This window comes from Desulfuromonadales bacterium, assembly GCA_035620395.1.
Taxonomy (GTDB): Bacteria; Desulfobacterota; Desulfuromonadia; order Desulfuromonadales; family DASPGW01; genus DASPGW01.
The window spans coordinates 1-18,903 of record DASPGW010000245.1; the positions used below are offsets into that span (position 1 = coordinate 1).

12 protein-coding genes are annotated in these 18,903 nt (G+C 64.0%); 7 read left to right on the forward strand and 5 right to left on the reverse strand.

Annotation, left to right across the window (positions count from 1 at the left end):
• Positions 1 to 496, forward strand: a 496-nt coding sequence (locus tag VD811_13430; GenBank protein HXV21983.1) for a LysR substrate-binding domain-containing protein, incomplete at its 5' end; no start/stop codon positions are given.
• Between the two features lie 106 nt (positions 497 to 602).
• On the opposite strand, the gene VD811_13435 is transcribed toward VD811_13430, so the two are convergent.
• Positions 603 to 1,988 (reverse strand): sigma-54 dependent transcriptional regulator, encoded by a 1,386-nt coding sequence (locus VD811_13435; protein ID HXV21984.1) that lies wholly within the window; start codon positions 1,986 to 1,988, stop codon positions 603 to 605.
• Between the two features lie 152 nt (positions 1,989 to 2,140).
• Here VD811_13435 and VD811_13440 point away from each other — a divergent pair, with 152 nt between their 5' ends.
• The 3 genes from VD811_13440 to VD811_13450 all read left to right on the forward strand — a co-directional run bounded on the left by VD811_13440 (position 2,141) and on the right by VD811_13450 (position 8,089).
• On the forward strand, positions 2,141 to 3,505 hold the full coding sequence (locus VD811_13440) for a nodulation protein NfeD (protein ID HXV21985.1): 1,365 nt from the start codon (positions 2,141 to 2,143) through the stop codon (positions 3,503 to 3,505).
• Between the two features lie 45 nt (positions 3,506 to 3,550).
• On the forward strand, positions 3,551 to 4,321 hold the full coding sequence (locus VD811_13445) for a slipin family protein (GenBank protein HXV21986.1): 771 nt from the start codon (positions 3,551 to 3,553) through the stop codon (positions 4,319 to 4,321).
• 315 nt (positions 4,322 to 4,636) lie between these two features.
• On the forward strand, positions 4,637 to 8,089 hold the full coding sequence (locus VD811_13450) for a pyruvate carboxylase (GenBank protein ID HXV21987.1): 3,453 nt from the start codon (positions 4,637 to 4,639) through the stop codon (positions 8,087 to 8,089).
• An 88-nt stretch (positions 8,090 to 8,177) separates the two neighbouring features.
• Here the strand turns inward: VD811_13450 and ptsP are convergent, their stop codons facing one another.
• The 4 genes from ptsP to VD811_13470 form a co-directional block, all read right to left on the reverse strand.
• Positions 8,178 to 10,520 carry a phosphoenolpyruvate--protein phosphotransferase gene (gene ptsP / locus VD811_13455; GenBank protein ID HXV21988.1) on the reverse strand — a complete coding sequence of 781 codons (2,343 nt, stop codon included), beginning with the start codon at positions 10,518 to 10,520 and terminating at the stop codon, positions 8,178 to 8,180.
• 410 nt (positions 10,521 to 10,930) lie between these two features.
• Positions 10,931 to 13,207 (reverse strand): sigma 54-interacting transcriptional regulator, encoded by a 2,277-nt coding sequence (locus tag VD811_13460; protein ID HXV21989.1) that lies wholly within the window; start codon positions 13,205 to 13,207, stop codon positions 10,931 to 10,933.
• A 162-nt stretch (positions 13,208 to 13,369) separates the two neighbouring features.
• Complete coding sequence (locus tag VD811_13465; protein HXV21990.1) at positions 13,370 to 14,356, reverse strand: oligopeptide/dipeptide ABC transporter ATP-binding protein; 987 nt, start codon at positions 14,354 to 14,356, stop codon at positions 13,370 to 13,372.
• Entirely contained in the window at positions 14,357 to 15,313 is a 957-nt protein-coding gene (locus tag VD811_13470; GenBank protein HXV21991.1) for an ABC transporter ATP-binding protein, read from the reverse strand.
• Between the two features lie 156 nt (positions 15,314 to 15,469).
• Between VD811_13470 and VD811_13475 the strand changes: the two genes are divergently transcribed.
• The 3 genes from VD811_13475 to VD811_13485 form a co-directional block, all read left to right on the forward strand.
• Positions 15,470 to 17,212: a transporter substrate-binding domain-containing protein gene (locus VD811_13475; GenBank protein HXV21992.1), complete on the forward strand. Its 1,743-nt coding sequence runs from the start codon at positions 15,470 to 15,472 to the stop codon at positions 17,210 to 17,212.
• On the forward strand, positions 17,209 to 18,618 hold the full coding sequence (locus tag VD811_13480) for a sigma-54 dependent transcriptional regulator (protein HXV21993.1): 1,410 nt from the start codon (positions 17,209 to 17,211) through the stop codon (positions 18,616 to 18,618). Before VD811_13475 ends, VD811_13480 begins: the two co-directional genes overlap by 4 nt.
• A gap of 168 nt (positions 18,619 to 18,786) precedes the next feature.
• On the forward strand, positions 18,787 to 18,903 hold a 117-nt coding region (locus VD811_13485), incomplete at its 3' end, for an AAA family ATPase (protein HXV21994.1).

Genomic DNA, 18,903 nt, shown 5'->3' on the forward strand with positions numbered 1-18,903 from the left:
GCATGACCGCCTGGAGCTGGGGCTGGTTGGCGCCCTTCTGAAAGAACAGCGTCTCGACTGCGACGAGGCGTTCGCCGACGAGCTGGTGCTCACGCTCCCCCCCGGCCATCTCTGGGCGGGGCGCTCGTCGGTCCGCCCAGAGGAGCTGGAGGCCGAGCCCTTCATCCTGCGCGAATCGGGTTCGGGGACGCGCCTGGTGATGAGCCAGGCGCTGCGTGAGCACGGCTTCGACCCGGCGCGGCTGCGCGTGGTGGCCGAGATGGGGAGCAGCGAGGCAGTCCGCCAGGGGATCCGCTTCCGCCTCGGCATCTCCATCCTCTCCTCGCTGGCCGTCGCCGAAGACGTGCGGCGCGGTGACCTGGTGACCGTACCCCTCGAAGGGGTACGCATTCGGCGGCCCTTCTACCTGGTGCGCCGCAAGGGACGCCAGCTCTCGCCACTGGCCCTCGCTTTTTACGAGCACCTCCGGCTGGCCGGTGTGAAGGCTGAAGGCTGAAGGCTGAAGGCTGAAGACGGAAGGCTGAAGACGGAAGGCTGAAGACGGAAGACGGAGGACGGAGGACGGAGGACGGAGGACGAGGGCGGCCGGTGGCCGCCCGTTATTATTGTTCCAGCGCGTGGCGTTTGATCTTTTCGACCAGGGTGGTGCGGTTGATGCCGAGCAGACTGGCGGCGCGAGCCTTGACCCCGTCGGAGAGTTCCAGCGCCTCGCCGATCATCCGCCGTTCGAGCGCCTCGATGATGCGTACCATGTCGACCCCGTCCTCGGTGACCCTGGGGCAGAGCAGGCCCGGTATCGACTCGTCGTCGATGCCGCCGATGCCGGCCGGCAGGTCGCTCCCTTCGATGATCTCGCCGTCGGTCAGGGCGACGGAGCGCTCGATGACATTCTCCATCTCGCGGACGTTGCCGGGCCAGTCATAGGCTTCCAGCGCCTGCATGGCGGCGGGGGAGATGGACATGAGCGGACGGTTCATCTCCTTGCAGCTCTTCAGCAGGAAATGGCGGGCGAGCAGGGCGATGTCCTCGCGCCGTTCGCGCAGGGGGGGGAGCAGGATGGGGATGACGTTGAGGCGGTAGTAAAGGTCCTCGCGGAAGGCGCCGCGCTTGACCTCATCCTCGATGTTGGCGTTGGTCGCCGAGATGACCCGGACGTTGAGCTTGATCCGCTTGCTGGTGCCGACCCGCTCCACTTCGTGCTCCTGCAGCACCCGCAGCAGCTTCATCTGCAGATGCATCGGCATGGTGCCGATTTCGTCGAGGAAGATGGTGCCGCCGTTGGCCGCCTCGAACTTGCCCGGCTTGTCAGCCACGGCGCCGGTGAAGGAGCCGCGGGCGTGGCCGAAGAGCTCGCTCTCCAGCAGTTCGGCCGGGATGGCGCCGCAGTTGATGGCGATGAACGGCTTTTCGCGGCGCGGGCCGTTGAAGTGAATCGCCTTGGCCACCAGCTCCTTGCCGGTCCCCGATTCGCCGAGGATGAGGATGGTCGAGTCGGTGTGGACGATCTTCTCCATGCGCGAGAAGACCTGCTGCATCGCCGGGCTGTTGCCGATGATCCGGTCGAACTTGTACTTGCCGCGCAGCTGCTGGCGCAGATAGAGGTTTTCGGCCACCAGCCGGCTCTTTTCCAGCGCCTTGGCGACCAGGATCTTCAGTTTTTCGAAATTGAGGGGCTTGGTAATGTAGTCGAAGGCCCCTTCCTTCATCGCCTCCACCGCCGTTTCCGCCGAGGCGTTGCCGGTGATGAGGATGACATTGGTGAAGGGGGAATCCTCCTTGACCCGCTTGAGGATGTCGATGCCGCTCACCCCCGGCAGGAAGAGGTCGGTGATGACGATCTCGAATGGGGTTTCCTGGAGGATTTTCAGCGCCTCCTCGCCGGAGGCGGCCGACTGCACCTGGTAGCCGGCGTGGGTGAGGAGCAGGGTCAGGGCTTCGCGGTTGTGGGATTCGTCGTCGATGAGCAGGATCTGGGACAGGTTACGCATGCACACCCCCTCTTGGTGTCATTCTATTGACGGAAATACCTTAGCATGGTCTCAGTCACCGAGGCAAGCCGCTTTTTCTGCTCCTCCCCGCGACCCGCCGTCGGGCTAATTGCCCGGTTTGACAGGCCCCTGCGGCTTGTTAGACTTGGAGCATGATCCCGCGTCGGCACAGCTCATTACTGATTGCCTCCCTGGTAGCCCTCCTGCTGGCGGTTGTTTCCTTCACTGCCATGGGTGCCGCACCGGCTTCACCGACCATCCGCGTGGTGCGGGTGGCCGACGTCATCAACCCGGTAGTCGCCGACTTCATCACCGCCCAGCTCAAGACGGCCAACGAGGCCGAAGAGCGTGCCTTTCTTCTCGAGCTCGACACGCCCGGCGGACTCGATACGGCGATGCGCACGATCATCCAGTCGATCCTCGCATCCAGGGTGCCGGTGATCGTCTACGTCTACCCGTCGGGAGGGCGGGCCGCCTCGGCCGGCGCCCTCATCACCCTGGCCGCCGACTTCGCCGTCATGGCGCCCGGTACCAACCTCGGCGCCGCCCACCCGGTGGCGATCGCCCCGGGGGGCGGCGGCGACAAGAATGAGACGATGATGGCGAAGGTGGTCAACGACGCCGTCGCCTACGCCCGCAGTATCGCCGAGCAGCGGGGCCGCAACGTCGAGTGGGCCGAGCGCATCGTCCGCGAGAGCATCTCGACTCCTGCCAGTGAGGCGCTGGAGCTGAAGGTGATCGATCTCGTCGCGGCCGACGAGGCGGCGCTGCTCGAGGGGCTCGACGGTCGCCGTTATCTGCGCGAGGGCAAGTCTCTGACCCTGGAGACGGCAGGGACGGTGCTGCTGTATGCCGAGATGAGCTGGCGGCAGAGAATCCTGACCGTCCTCAGCAATCCGAATGTGGCCTACCTGCTGCTCATGCTCGGTATCCTCGGCATCTTCTTCGAGATCTCCCAGCCGGGTGTCATTCTGCCGGGGGCTATCGGCGCCATCGCCCTGCTGCTCGCCTTCTATGCCTTCCAGACCCTGCCCGTGAACTATGCCGGGGTGCTGTTGATCCTGCTCGCTTTCGTCCTCTTCGTCCTCGAAATCAAGGTGGCTTCCTACGGCATGTTGACGGTGGGAGGGATTATCGCCCTGGCCCTCGGTTCGCTGATGCTGATCGAGAGTTCCGAACCGTATCTGCAGATTTCCCGGGTGGTCATCCTCGCTACCGTCTCCGTCTCTGCGGGCTTCTTTTCCCTGGTTCTCTGGTTCGTCGTGCGCTCCCAGCGTACCCGTTTCGTCTCCGGTTCCGAAGGGATGGCGGGTGAACGGGGCGTCGCCGATACCGACATCCACCCCGAGGGGCGGGTCTTCGTCCATGGCGAATATTGGGACGCCTTCAGTACTGAGCCGATCGGCAAGGGCGAGCGGATCGAGGTGATTCAAGTGGCGGAGAATTTGAGGCTGCAGGTCAAGAAAGTTAATGAGCAGGAACCTGGTTTCAGGAATCAGAAAAATTCAGCAACCTGAGGCCTGACTCCTGATCCCTGAAACCTAATAGCCGGAGGTTGAGAAATGATCCCTGTCAGTCTGATTGGCTCGGCCGTGGTCGTGGCCATGGTTGCTTTCATCATCGCCAACGCAGTCAAGGTTCTCATCGAGTACGAGCGCGGGGTCGTCTTCCGCCTCGGCCGCTTCGCGGGCGTCAAGGGGCCGGGGCTGCGTTTCATCATCCCGGTAGTCGACAAATTGATCAAGGTCAGTTTGCGCACCGTGGCGATGGATGTGCCGCCCCAGGACGTCATCACCAAGGACAACGTCTCGGTCAAGGTCAACGCGGTCCTCTATTTTCGGGTGGTGGCGCCGGAGAAGGCCCTGATCCAGGTGGAGAATTACCTCTACGCCACCAGCCAGCTGGCGCAAACGACGCTGCGCAGTGTGCTCGGCCAGTCGGAACTGGACGAGTTGCTGGCCCATCGCGACAAGATCAACCAGGAGTTGCAGCATATCCTCGACCGGCAGACCGATGCCTGGGGAATCAAGATCTCCAACGTCGAAGTCAAGCACATCGACCTGCCCGTCGAGATGCAGCGCGCCATGGCGCGGCAGGCCGAGGCCGAGCGGGAACGCCGTTCCAAAGTCATCCACGCCGAAGGGGAGTTCCAGGCCTCGCAGAAACTGGCCGACGCCGCCGGCGTGATTTCCACCCAATCGGGGGCGCTGCAGCTGCGCTTTCTGCAGACTCTCACCGAGATTGCCACGGAGAAGAACTCGACGATCATCTTTCCTGTCCCGATTGACCTGATCCGGCCCTTCGTCGAGAAGGCGTTCAAGAAGTCGGAATAAGCCGCAATCAGGCGATTTTAGGGGTGTTTTGGGATTTATTTAGACATATGTTATGGGGTTGCGAAATGTGGGAATATATGTGAATGAGGGTAATGATTGTATTGGGAAATCAATGGTTTATAAAATCAAACAATATTTTACCTTGACAGGTTGAATGCCCTTTGCTAGATGTTGAACTGCTCAAACGGGGCTCTAAGTATTTAGAAATGCTAAAAAAATTCATTTTAAATAAAAGTTTATTTTTCTTGTATCTGTTTTATTTTGAGTAAAAATTGACGAGTTTTCGGGGAATCGGCAGGCTCTGGAGGAGTTTTGATGGAAATCAGGAAGTTCAAGAAAGTCATGGCGGCGAATCGCGGAGAGATCGCTATCCGCATCTTTCGGGCGTGCACCGAGCTGGGGATCAAGACTCTGGCCGTCTACTCGGAAGAGGACAAGATTTCGCTGCACCGGTACAAGGCGGATGAGGCTTATCTGATCGGCAAAGGGAAAGGGCCGATCGACGCCTACCTGGGGATCGAGGAAATCATCGACCTTGCCCGCAAGAAGGGAGTCGACGCCATTCATCCCGGCTACGGCTTCCTGTCAGAAAACCCCGAATTCGCCGAGGCCTGCGAGCGCGCCGGCATCGTCTTCATCGGCCCGACCCCCGAGATCCAGCGCAAACTCGGCGACAAGGTCGCCGCCCGCAGCGTGGCGATCGAGGCCGGCGTGCCGGTGGTTCCGGGGACTGCCAAACCGGTGACCAGCGAAGAGGAGGCGCTGCTTTTCGCCAAGGAGTGCGGCTATCCGATCATCGTCAAGGCGGCGGCCGGCGGCGGCGGCCGCGGCATGCGCGTCGCCCGCAGCCAGCGGGAGCTGCTCGAGGGGCTCAAGAGCGCGGCATCCGAGGCCAAGGCCGCCTTCGGCAACGCCTCGGTTTTTCTGGAAAAGTACATCGAGAACCCCAAGCATGTCGAAGTGCAGATCATGGGGGACAAGTACGGCAACGTCGTCCATTTCTACGAGCGCGACTGCTCCATCCAGCGCCGCCACCAGAAGGTAATCGAGCTCGCCCCTTCCCCCTACCTCAGCGAAAAGAAGCGCAAGGAAGTCTGCGCCCTGGCAATGAAGATCGCCGAATCGGTGGGCTACGTCAACGCCGGCACCGTCGAGTTTCTCATGGACCAGGCGGAGAACTTCTACTTCATCGAGACCAACCCGCGCATCCAGGTGGAGCACACCGTCACCGAGCTGGTGACCATGCGCAACCTGGTGCAGACCCAGATCAAGGTGGCCGAAGGGTACCGGCTCGCCGACCCCGAGATCGGTATCAAGAGCCAGAAGGATATCGAGCTGCGCGGCTATGCCATCCAGTGCCGGGTGACCACCGAGGACCCGGCGAACAACTTCGCGCCCGATTTCGGCACCATCAAGGCGTTCCGTACCGCCGCCGGCTTCGGCGTGCGCCTCGATGCCGGCAACGGCTACGCCGGGGCGCAGATCACCCCCCACTACGATTCGCTGCTGGTCAAGATATCGACCTGGGGCCTGACCTTCGACGACGCTCGTCGCAGCATGCACCGGGCGCTGCAGGAGTTCCGCATCCGCGGGGTGAAGACCAACATCGGCTTTCTCGAAAACGTCGTCACCCACTCCGTCTTCCTCAAAGGGAAGTGCGACACCTCCTATCTCGACAACCACCCGGAGCTGTTCGTTATCCGCGAGAAGAAGGACCGGGCGACCAAGCTGCTGCGCTTCATCGGACACACGGTGGTCAACGGCTATCCGGGGATCAAGCCGGAAAAGGCACTGCATTTTCGCGATCTGCGCGAACCGGAGGTCCCCGAGATTCCCTACGGCACCCAGCGTCCCCGCGGCACCCGCGACATCCTGCTGGAGAAGGGGCCGGCCGGCCTCGCCGAGTGGGCGCGCAAGGAGAAGCGGCTCCTCATCACCGACACCACCATGCGCGACGCCCACCAGTCGCTGATGGCGACGCGCTTCCGCACCTTCGACCTCGACCGCATCGCCGAGGCGACCAGCTACCTGGGCGGCGGTCTCTTCTCCCTCGAGATGTGGGGCGGCGCCACCTTCGATGTATCCATGCGCTTTTTGCGCGAGGACCCCTGGGAACGCCTCGACCGGCTGCGGCAGCAGGTTCCGAACATCCTTTTCCAGATGCTGCTGCGCGGTTCCAACGCCGTCGGCTACACCAACTACCCGGACAATGTCGTTCAGGAATTCGTCGCCAAGGCAGCCAAAAGCGGCATCGACATCTTCCGCGTCTTCGACTCGCTCAACTGGACCCGGGGGATGCGGGTGGCGATGGAGGCGGTGCGCCAGAACAACGCCGTCTGCGAGGCGGCAATGTGCTACACCGGCGACATCCTCGACCCCAAGCGCGACAAGTATCCCCTCAAGTACTACGTCGATCTGGCCAAAGAGCTCGAGAAGATGGGCGCCCATATCCTGGCGATCAAGGATATGGCCGGCCTGCTCAAGCCTTTCGCCGCCGAAAAGCTGGTCAAGGCGCTCAAGCATGAAATCGGCATCCCGATCCATCTGCATACCCACGATACCTCGAGCAACGGCGGGGCGATGCTGATGATGGCCGCCCAGGCCGGCGTCGACATCGTCGATACGGCGCTCTCCTCGGTTTCGGGCCTCACCGCCCAGCCGAACATGAACGCCCTGCTCGCCGCTCTCAAGGGGAGCATCTGGGATCCGAAGCTCGACGAGGTGGGTCTGCAGCGGCTCGCCAACTACTGGGAGACGGTGCGCACCTACTATGCCCCCTTCGAGTCGGAGCTGCGCAGCGGCACCGCCCAGGTCTACTATCACGAGATTCCCGGCGGCCAGTACTCCAACTACAAGCCGCAGGTCGAAGGCCTCGGTCTCGGCCACCGCTGGGAGGAGTGCAAGGAGATGTACCGGCAGGTCAACGACATGTTCGGCGACCTGGTCAAGGTGACCCCTTCCTCCAAGATCGTCGGCGACATGGCGATGTTCATGGTGCAGAACAATCTGCAGCCCAAGGACGTTTTCGAACGCGGGGCGGAGCTGACCTTCCCGCAGGGGGTGGTCGACTTCTTCAAGGGGATGATCGGCCAGCCCTACGGCGGCTTCCCCGAAAAGCTGCAGAAGGTCATCCTCAAGGGGGAGGAGCCCCTGACCTGCCGTCCCGGCGAACTGCTCGAGCCGGTCGATTTCGCCGCCAAAAAAGCGGCGGTGGAAAAGAAGGTCGGCCACGCCATCAGTGACCGCGAGACCCTTTCGGCGACGCTCTACCCCGGCGTCTACGAGGAGTTCGACCGGCACCGCCAGGAGTATTCCGATACCTCGGTGCTGCCGACGCCGGTCTTCTTCTACGGCCTCGGGGTCGGCGACGAAACGAGCATCGACATCGAGCCGGGCAAGACCCTGATCCTCAAGCTCAATGCCGTCGGCAGCCTGCAGAAGGACGCCACCCGCAACATCTACTTCGAGCTCAACGGCGAGCCTCGCCAGGTCACCGTGCAGGACCTCTCGGTGAAGAGCGAGGAGGCGACGCATCGCAAGGCCGACGCCGGCAACCCCAAAGAGGTCGGGGCGCCGATGCCGGGCAAGGTCTTCAAGATCCTGGTCAACGTCGGCGACGAGGTCAAGGCGGGCGACACCCTGCTCTCGACCGAGGCGATGAAGATGGAGACCAACGTCAAGGCCAAGGAGGACGGCAAGGTGGTCGACATCTTCTTCAAGGAAGGGGCACAGGTACAGCAGGGCGACCTGCTGGTGGTGCTCGAATAGTTGGATTTGCCGCAGTTTTCCGGTTGGAGAGAAAAGGCCGGGCCCGCAAGGGTCCGGCCTTTTCATTTGCGAGCAGGGCAGGTGAGGGTCAACTCGCCGGTTCGAGTTTGGCGAGCGCTTTGCCGAGGTGGGTCCGGATGGCGGCGCTGTCGGTCAGCAGGAGCGCCTCGCGGGCTGTCTTGCGGGCGGATTTGAGGTCGAGGTTGCGCAGAAACGCCTTGGTGCGGGGAATGAACGGGGCCGGCATGGAGAATTCGCGGATGCCCATGCCGATCAGCAGCAGGAAGTTCATCGGGTCGGAGGCCATCTCGCCGCACAGGCAGAGTCCCTTGTCGTGCAGCGTCGCCACCTTCGCCATGTCCTGCAGCACGCGCAGAACGGCCGGGTGCAGCGGGTCGTAGTACTTCTTGACCAGTGGATTGTTGCGGTCGGCGGCGAGCAGGTACTGGACCAGGTCGTTGGTGCCGAGGGCAAAGAAGTCGACCTCGGCGGCCAGTTGCTCGGCCATGTGGACGGCGGCCGGCACTTCGATCATCACGCCGACGGGGATCGACCCGGCGAAGGGGATGCCGTCCCGACGCAGATTTTCGCACGCTTCAGCCACCACCTTGCGGCAGGCGCGCACTTCGTCCAGCCCGGAAATCATCGGAAAGAGCAGTTTAACCGGGCCGTGCAGGCCGGCCATCAGGATTGCCTCGATCTGGGTGCGGAAAATGTCGCGGTTGTCCAGCGATACCCGCACCGAGCGCCAGCCCATGAAGGGGTTGTCCTCCTTGGGTGGGCTGAAGTAGGGCAGGGCCTTGTCGCCGCCGATGTCGAGGGTGCGGATGGTCACCGGCTGGCCGGCGAACCCCTCCACCACCTTGCGGTAGAGCTGGTACTGGTCGTCGCGGTCGGGAAACTGGCCGCGCGCCATGTAGGGGAATTCGGTGCGGTAGAGGCCCACCCCTTCGGCGCCGTTGCGGCGGGCGATGTCGACGTCGCTGACCAGGCCGATGTTGGCCCGCAGCACGATCCGTTCGCCGTCCCGGGTGACAGCCGGCAGGTCGCGGAACTCCTCCAGTCGGTGCAGCTCACGGCTGCAGTCTTCCTCAAGCCGGCGGTATTCTTCGACGATGCGCGGCGGCGGGTTGACGTAGAGAGAGCCGGAGTTGGCGTCGAGGATCAGGCGGTCCTCCGGGGCGATGCTCTTGAGTGCTCCCTTGACCCCGACCAGGGCGGGGATGCCGAGGGACTTGGCCATGATCACGGCGTGCGAGTTCCGCTCGCCCGCTTCGGTGACGATGCCGCGGATCTGTTCGTGATCGAGCGCGGCCATGTCCGAGGGGAGAAGTTCGCGGGCAACCAGGATGCCGGGGTAGCGCAGGTGCAGGATGTGGTTTTCCTGCCCGACCAGATTGGCGAGCAGGCGCCGGCCGATGTCCTCCATGTCGGCGGCCCGCTCCCGCAGGTAGGCATCTTCCATGCGCTGGAAGACCTCGATGTATTCGCCCACCACTTTCTTCAGGGCGTAGGGGGCGCTGTGTCCGCTTTCAATCTCGCGCCGCAGCCGTTCAAGAAAGCCGCGGTCTTCGAGGATCATCAGGTGGGTATGGAAGATGGCGGCGTCTTCCTGGGAGAGGCGTTCGGCGACCCGCTTTTCGAGAAAGAGGGTCTGGATGCGGGTCTTCTCCAGCGCCCCCTCCAGACGCTGCAGTTCCTCTTCGGGACGGACCGCCTCTTCGTCGAGGATGTCGGCAAAGCCGAGCTGCTCGTCCAGCAGGTGGGGCGGGCCGGAGACGACGCCGGGGTAGGCGACCGTGCCGCGCAAGGCCGCCTCCCTGGTCTCTGCCGGGGCAGCTTCCCGGCTGAGCATCGACTGCCGGGTCTTTTCCAGCTCACGGGCGAAGCGGCTGCTCTCCTCCTCCTTCAGACGGATCGAGTCGAGCAGGCGGGCATTGACGACGATGGATGAGATCTGGAAGGCAATGGTCGAGAGGGCGCTGATCTCATCGGGGCGGAAGCTGCGCGGCTCCTTGGTCTGGATGACGATGACGCCGATCGGTGTCTTGCGGTCGAACAGGGGGATGCCGAGGAAGGAATGAAAGCGTTCCTCGCCGGTCTCCTTGAAGTAGCGGTAGCGCGGGTGGCTCTGCGGTTCCTGGATGGCGACGACGCGCCGTTCCTCGACGGCCAGGCCGGTGAGCCCCTCGCCGGTCCGCATGGTGACCCGGCCGACGGCCCGCCGCGACAGGCCGCGGGTGGCGCGCAGACGCAGGGTCTGCTCTTCTTCCTCGAAGAGGTAGATGGAGCAGACCTCGGTACGCATGCGCTTGGCGACCAGGGTGACGATATTATCGAGTGTTTCGTCCAGATCGTGGGACTGGAGGATGAGGGTGCTGATGTCCTCCAGGGTGGTGATGCCAAGTTGTTCGCTGGCTCGTCTGGACATGGCCGTCAGAATGGGGGCGATTGAATTGAATGGAATTTTTTCAGCATGATAACTAATGCCGAGCGGTTTGGCGACAGAAAAAAACGCCGCCCGGGGGAGAGAGGTCCCGTGCGGCGCAAAGGGGGCAGGATTCCGGTCGGATTGGAACTGCTATAACCCCAGTCATTGGGGTCTTTATTAAGCAGTATCTGTGCCAAAAACGTACTATCCGAAAAAACCCGTTCGGGGGGCTTTTTCAGGCAGGAAACGGGTGGGTGATGTTCTTGAGTGTGCCATTATTGGCGCGGCCCTGGTGGTCATAAAGGCGAAAGGCGGGCGCAAACGGCGAGAAAAAGCCATTCCGGTTGGTGCGCCAATTGTGGCGCTCTCACCGGAATGGCCTGTGTCGGTTGTGGCTCACTTGCTGAGCGTTAGGTCTTCTGGAAATCGTTGCCGCTGATGCCGTAGCGGGAGAGCAGCCGATAAAAGGTGCGGCGGGGGATCCTGGCCTGGCGGGCTGCGGCCGAGACGTTGCCGCCGGTTTCCCGCAGGTAGCGCTTGATGAGGCCGGCTTCGACCTGGCTGACATGCTTCTCACGCTCGCCGCGGAAGGTGATTTCGTTGCCGTCGTCGGTGGCTGGGCCGTGCAGCGCCAGTTCGGCGAAGATGACCGGCAGGTTTTCCAGGCGGATGACGTTGTCCTGGGTCAGAACGGCGGCCCGTTCGATGATGTTCTGCAACTCCCGGATGTTGCCCGGCCAGTGATACTGACGCATGGCCATGATGGCCCTCTCGTCGATGCCGACCAGGGTCTTGTTGACCCGGTTGCTGGCCCGTTCGAGGAAGTGGTGCAGGAGCTCCGGCAACGATTCGAGGCGGCTGCGCAGCGGCGGCATGGTGATGGTGAAGACATTGATGCGGTAGAAGAGGTCTTCGCGGAACCAGCCGTCCTTCACCCCTGCCTCGAGATTCTTGTTGGTGGCGGCGATGAGGCGGACGTCGACGCGCACCGCACCGTTGCCGCCGACCGGCCGGATCTCTCCTGAATCGAGCACCCGCAGCAGCTCCGCCTGAAGCTTGGGGGTGATGTCGCCGATTTCGTCGAGAAAAATGGTGCCGCCGTTTGCCGCTTCGAACAGCCCCTTTTTGTCGGCGACGGCGCCGGTGAAGGACCCCTTCTTGTGGCCGAAGAGTTCGCTCTCCAGCAGGCTGTCGGTCAGGGTGGTGCAGTTGACGGCCACCAGCGGCTTGTCCGAACGATGGCTGTGCTGGTGGATGGCCCGGGCGGTCAGCTCCTTGCCGGTGCCGCTTTCGCCGCGAATGAGAACCGTGGTCGGGGTCGGGCCGACCTGGCGGATCAGAGCGAGAACCTGGACGGTCCGCGGGTCTTTGCCGATGATGTCGCCGTCGCCGTATTCATGGGCGAGAGCCCGCTGGGCCAGCTCATATTTCTGGGCCAGCAGTCCCCGGTCCTCCTCGAGGCGCTTGAGCGAATAGGGGAGGCACATTTCCCGTTCGGCCAGTCCCTGGTAGACCGCTACCGCGTGTTCCCGACAGGTGGGGTAGCCGCAGGCGCCGCAGTCGAGTTCGTCACGCTCGACGAACTTGTTGGTCGACTGCAGGATCTGGCGGATGCTTTCGCCGCTCGGCGGCTCGAGGCGCTTGTACTTGTTGGTGAAGCGGCGGCGCATGTCGGGCAGAGGACCGGCAGTGCTGTAGTGCGGCGTGGTGGCGTAGGGTATCTCGCGGCTGCCGAAATACTTGAGAATCAGGTTGCGTTTGGAGAAGGTGGTCAGGCGGTTGTTCTTGCCGGGGCCGCCGATGCAGCCGCCGTTGCAGAAGCGCAGGTCGACCAGCCGCGGGGTGATGCGTCCGGCCGCCAGATCCTTGATGATATCGAGGGCACTTTCCTCGCCTTCGGTGGAAACAAAGTCGGGATTGAAGAAATCGCTCTGCACGTCAAAGGCCTCGAAGGGTCCGCGGGAAACGGAGAAAAGCCGTCCCCGTCCGGGGGCGAGACCTTCGAAGGGGCTGTCGGCGAGCCGGGTCAGGTCGACGCCTGCCTCGCGCAGCATCTGGTTGAGCTCCTTGTAGGTCAGTACCACATCGATCGCACCGGCTACCGGCTCGGCTTCGATCTCGAACTTGCCGGCGATGCACGAGCTGATATAAACGACGCGAGTTTTTTTGCCGTTGCGAGCCTTGATGAAGCGGCCGATGGCGACCATCGGCGAAACGACCCCCATCAGGTTGCGGAGCAATTGGGGATAGTGGCGTTCGATCAGGTCGACGATCGTCGGGCAGTGGGTGGAAATCATCGGCAGGCCGCCCGGTTCCTCGATGAGGCGGGCGTACTGCTCGCGGATCAGCTCGACGCCGCTCGTCCCCTCGTGGACCTCGCTGAAGCCGAGACGCTTGATGCCGGCCACCAACTGGCCGGCGCGGACGTCGTTGAAGAAGGCCGGGAAGCTGCAGCCGAGCACCGCCACCACTTCGTGGCCGGCCAGCAGGCGCCGGGTTTCCTCGATGCAGTCGGCGATGATCTTGGCCTGCTGCGAGCAGACCTTGATGCACTTGCCGCAGCCGATGCAGCGATCGTGAATGACCTCGGCGCAGTCCTGCTTGACCTTGATCGCCTTGACCGGGCAGTTGCGGACGCAGGCGTAGCATTTACGGCAGCGTTCCTTGACCGTGGTGATCGGACCCATGGGGACTCCTGGGGGCAATGGATGAAAGGGAGGGACGGGGCGATTGTGCCATTAATGGCACGGAGAGTCAACGGGAAAAGAAGACACGGGAAAGGCAGGCCCGAGGCCCGAGGCTAAAGGCGAGCCGGTTTTCCCTCGTGCCTTTTGCCTTGTGCCTCGCCTCTAAAATTCCCTGAACTTCCCCACCTCTCCGCTGAAATGGCAGGCGGCAAGGTGCCCGCCTCCCTTGTCTTCCAGGGGCGGGTAGACGCTGGCGCAGATTTCGCGGGCGTAGGGGCAGCGGGGGTGAAAGTGACAGCCGGAGGGGGGCGACAGGGGGGAGGGGACCTCGCCCTTAAGGGGGTGGCGCTTGCGGCGAGCGGGGTCGGGGACCGGCACGGCGTTGAGCAGCGCCTCGCTGTAGGGGTGGCGCGGCGCCCGGTAGAGCTCCTCGGCGTCGGCCAGCTCGACGATGCGGCCGAGGTACATGACGGCCACCCGGTCGCTCATGTGCTCGATGACCGAGAGGTCGTGGGCGATGAAGAGGTAGGTGAGGCCGAACTCCTGCTGGATATCGCGCAGCAGATTGATCACCTGGGCCTGAATGGAGAGGTCGAGGGCCGAGACCGGCTCGTCGGCGATGATCAGGTCGGGACGCACGGCCAGGGCGCGGGCGATGCCGATGCGCTGGCGCTGGCCGCCGGAGAATTCGTGCGGGTAGCGGTCGAAGTGTTCGGCCGCCAGACCGACGGTGCCGAGCAGGCGGATGACTTCGGTGCGCAGCGCCGGTCCCGACCCGAGGCCGTGGATGCGCAGCGGCTCACCGACAATGTCGCCGACCCGCTGCCGCGGGTTGAGAGAGGAATAGGGGTCCTGGAAGATCATCTGCATCTGCCGCCGCAGCGGCCGCAGCTGGCGCTGGGAGAGGCGACGGATGTCCTGGCCGTTGATGAGGATTTCCCCCTCGTCAGCCTCCAGCAGGCGCAGGATCAGCTTGCCGGTAGTCGACTTGCCGCACCCCGACTCTCCCACCAGTCCGAGGGTTTCGCCCCGACGCAGGGCGAAGGAGACGCCGTCGACGGCCTGCAGCTTCTGGTGCCTCCCGCCCAGGGGGCCGGGGGCAACGGTGAACGACTTGCGCAGGTTGCGCACTTCCAGCAGCGTATCCATCTAATCCTCCCAGCACCTGACCCAGTGCCCCGCTTCCACCTCGTGCAGCCGCGGCAGATTTCCGCGCAGCGGGGCGAAGCGCTCCGGGCAGTTGTCCAGAAAGGACCGGGGGGCGGCGGAGTCGAGGCTGCCCGGCGGCGGACCTTCGATCACGGCCAGCCGTTTTTTCTTTTCCCCGAGTCGAGGGATACACCCCAGCAGTCCCTGGGTGTAAGGGTGAACGGGATTGGCAAAAATCGTCGTGACCGCTCCCTGTTCCATGATCAGGCCGTTGTACATGACGGCGATCCGGTCGGCGGCCTGGGCCACCACGCCGAGGTCGTGGGTGATGAGCAGGGTCGCCATCCGCCGCTCCTCCTTGAGTTGCATCAGCAGGTCCATGATCTGGGCCTGAATGGTCACGTCGAGGGCGGTGGTCGGTTCGTCGGCGATCAGCAGCCGCGGGTCGCAGGCGAGCGCCATGGCGATCACCACGCGCTGGCGCATGCCGCCGGAGAGATGATGCGGGTAGTCGCGGGCCCGGCGCTCGGGGGAGGGGATGCCGACCTGGTGCAGCAGTTCGATGGCCGCGTCGAGGGCCGGCTGCCGGTCGAGCCCCTTGTGCAGCCGCAGCACTTCGCCGATCTGCTCGCCGATGCGGAAGACGGGGTTGAGGGAGGTCATCGGCTCCTGAAAGACCATGGCAATCTGGTTGCCGCGCAGACGACGCATCTCATCCTCGGGAATGAGCCGCAGATCCTCGCCGGCGAAAAATATCTCGCCGTCGACAATCCGCCCGGGCTCGGGGACGAGACGCAGCAGGGAGAGGGCGGTCATCGACTTGCCACAGCCCGATTCGCCGACCAGCGCCAGGGTTTCCCCCTCGCCGATGGCGAAGTCGATACCGCGCACCGCCTTGATCAGACCGCCGGTGGTGAAGAAATAGGTCGTCAGGTTGCGAACGTCGAGCAGTGGCATGGAAAACTCTGTGATTGGCGAATGAGGGACTGGCGACTGGTAACGTCCTTTTGCACGATGCCAGAATCTACACGGATTTCCCGCAGTGGTCAAGGAGACTGCCGGCAGCGGCCTTTAGGTCTTGAGTCGGCCGCATAAAATACGGATAATGACCGCATGCGTCGCAAAGCGTTGCAAATATTTCTGACCCTGGCTGTTTTCCTGGTGACGGTGCTGCCGGTGCGTAGCGCCGATGAACTTGCGCCGGAGACGACGCCGGTCGTGGTGGTTGGCGGCGACCGCGGCTATCCGCCTTACGAGTTTCTTGATGAGGCGGGGCAGCCGAGCGGTTTCAACGTCGAATTGACACGGGCCATCGCACGGGTCATGGGGATGGAGGTGGAGGTCCGCCTCGGCGCCTGGAGCGAGATGCGCCGGGCGCTGGCGCGAGGCGAGGTCGACATCCTCCAGGGGATGGTCCCTTCGAAGGAACGCGCCGCCGAGGTCGATTTTGCCCTGCCGCACGCGGTGGTGCACCAGGCCATCTGGAACCGGACCAAGGGGGGGGCGATCACCTCCGTCGAGCAGATGCGCGGCAAGGAGGTCATCGTCATGCGTGGCAGCATCATGCATGATTTCATGTTGCAGCAGAAGGTGGACGCCCGACCGGTCCCGGTCGACTCCCTGGCGGATGCCCTGCGCCTGCTCGCTTCGGGCAGGCACGACTGTGCCCTGGTCGCCAAGCTTCCCGGGCAGTACCTGGTCGGCAAACTGGGGCTCAGCAACATCGAGCCGGTGGCCCGGCCTCTTCTGGCCCATGATTACGGCTACGCGGTCCGCAAGGGGAACCGCGAACTCCTTGCCCGTTTCAACGAGGGGCTGTCGATCCTCAAGGAGAGCGGCGAATACCAGCAGCTTTACCGCAAATGGCTGGGGGTGCTGGAGCCGCCGCTGCTCCCCTGGTCCCGGATCATCCGTTACGGCATCCTGGCGGTGGCCCCGCTGCTGCTGGTGCTTGGCGGCACGGTCATCTGGAACCGCACCCTGAAGAAGGAGGTGGCCCTGCGCACCGCCGCCCTGGAGAAAGAGGTCGCCGAGCGGCAGCGGGCCATGGACGAGCTCAGGGTCCGGCAGCGGCAGTTGATCCAGGCCGACAAGATGACCTCCCTCGGCATCCTGGTGTCGGGGGTGGCGCATGAGGTCAACAACCCCACCGGCCTGATCCTGCTCAACCTGCCGCACCTGCAGAAGGCCTGGGAGGATGCCGAGCCGGTCCTCGAGGAGCATTACCGGCAGGCCGGCGATTTCCGCCTGGGCTGGCTCCAGTACTCGCGCATGCGCGAGGAAATCCCGCAGATGCTCGCCGAGATGCAGGATGGTGCCCGGCGCATCAAGCGCATCGTCGAAGATCTCAAGGATTTTGCCCGCCGCGACGACGCCGACCTCTCCGCCACCGTCGACCTCAACGCCGTGGTCGCCGCCGCCCTGCGCCTGGTGGACAATTCGATCCGCAAGGCGACCCGCCACTTCGCAGTCGAATACGCCGCCGAGCCCCCCCGCTTCCGCGGCAACCATCAGCGCATCGAGCAGGTGGTGGTCAACCTGGTGCTCAACGCCTGTCAGGCCCTCCCCGACAGCGAACGCGGAATAACCCTGCGCACCTGGCACGACGCCGGGCAGCAGGCCGTGCTCCTGGAGGTGCGCGACGAAGGCGAGGGGATTGCCCCGGAGCAACTGCCGCACCTGACCGACCCCTTCTTCACCACCAAGCGCGAAACCGGCGGCACCGGTCTCGGGCTTTCCGTTTCCGCCGGCATTGTCAAGGAGCACGGCGGCTCGCTCGCTTTCTGTTCCGCCGTCGGCGCCGGGATGACCGTGACTCTGACGCTGCCCGTCAGCCAGGAGAAGACGCCTGCATGAAGACCCCCCTATTCCCCTCCTTCGGTATCCTGCTGGTCGACGATGAGCCGGCCTGGCTGCGCAGCCTGAGCATGACCCTGGAGGGCCCCGGCGGCCTCAGCAACCTCCATCAGTGCCAGGACAGCCGCCAGGTCATGCAGATTCTCGCCGGCGGCGGGATCGGCCTGGTGCTGCTCGATCTGACCATGCCGAATCTCTCCGGGGAGGAACTGCTCGGACGCATCGTCGAGGAGCATCCCGACATCGCCGTCATCGTGGTGAGCGGCATGAACCAGGTCGAGACGGCGGTGCGCTGCGTCAAGAAGGGGGCCTTCGACTATTTCGTCAAGACCGTCGAAGAGGACCGCCTGGTCGACGGGGTGCAGCGGGCCGTGCGCCTGCTCGAACTGCAGCGGGAAAACCGGGCCATGCGCCGCCGCCTGCTCTACGACCGGCTCGAGCACCCGGAGGTCTTCGCCGGCATCGTTACCGCCGACAAGGGGATGCGCTCGGTCTTCCAGTACGTCGAGGCGATCGCCGACAGTCCGCAACCGGTGCTGATCACCGGCGAGAGCGGCACCGGCAAGGAACTGGTCGCCCGGGCCCTGCACGCCCTGAGCCGGCCCGGACAGCCGCTGGTGGCGGTCAACGTCGCCGGTCTCGACGACAACGTTTTCGCCGACACCCTGTTCGGCCACGCCCGCGGCGCCTTCACCGGCGCTGACACCCCCCGCCGCGGAATGATCGAGGCGGCCGGCGGCGGCACCCTGTTTCTCGATGAAATCGGCGACCTGAGCCTCGCCTCCCAGGTCAAGCTGCTGCGCCTGCTGCAGGAAGGAGAATATTTCCCGTTAGGCGCCGACCAGCCGCGACAGAGCCGGGCGCGTATCGTCGTCGCTACCCACCAGGAGCTGGCCGCCCGGCAGGCCGCCGGCAGCTTCCGCAAGGATCTCTACTTCCGCCTGCGCACCCATCACCTGCATCTGCCGGCGCTGCGCGAACGCAAGGAAGACATCCCCCTGCTGCTCGACCATTTCCTCGAGGCGGCCGCCGGCGAGCTCGGCAAAAAAAAGCCGACGCCGCCGCCGGAGCTTGCGCTGCTTCTCTCTACCTGCAGTTTTCCCGGCAACATCCGGGAACTGCGGGCGATGGTTTTCGATGCGGTCAGCTCCCACCAGGGACGGGTCCTTTCCATGGAGAGCTTCCGCCGGACCATCGGCGAGGCGCCGGCCGTCGTCCTGGCCGCTCAGCCGGCCAGAGCGAATCCCTTCGCCGCCGTGGCCGACCTGCCTACCCTGAGCAGCGCGGTGGACCTGCTGGTCGAAGAAGCCCTGCGCCGCGCCCGGGGAAATCAGACCCTTGCCTCCCGCCTGCTCGGCATCTCCCAGCCCGCCCTGAGCAAGCGGCTCAAGGTCGGCAAACGATAACGTCCCCCGCCATTCTCCGCATTTCAGCCTTGTTGGGGTTTGACAGAGTTAAAGCAACGGGGTAGTTTTAGGCAATTTTCATGGAACCGGGGGAGATCGGTGAGCGAAATGAAAATTCGGCACCTTTTCCTCGGCTGAAGCAGCCTTTTTCCACCTCCGGAGGAGCGCATGGCCCGCAAGATATTCATCGCCGCCACCGGCCAGAACAGCGGCAAGACCACCACCAGCCTGTCGCTCATGCACCTGGCGCGCAAGAAATACGGCCGGGTCGGCTTCATCAAGCCG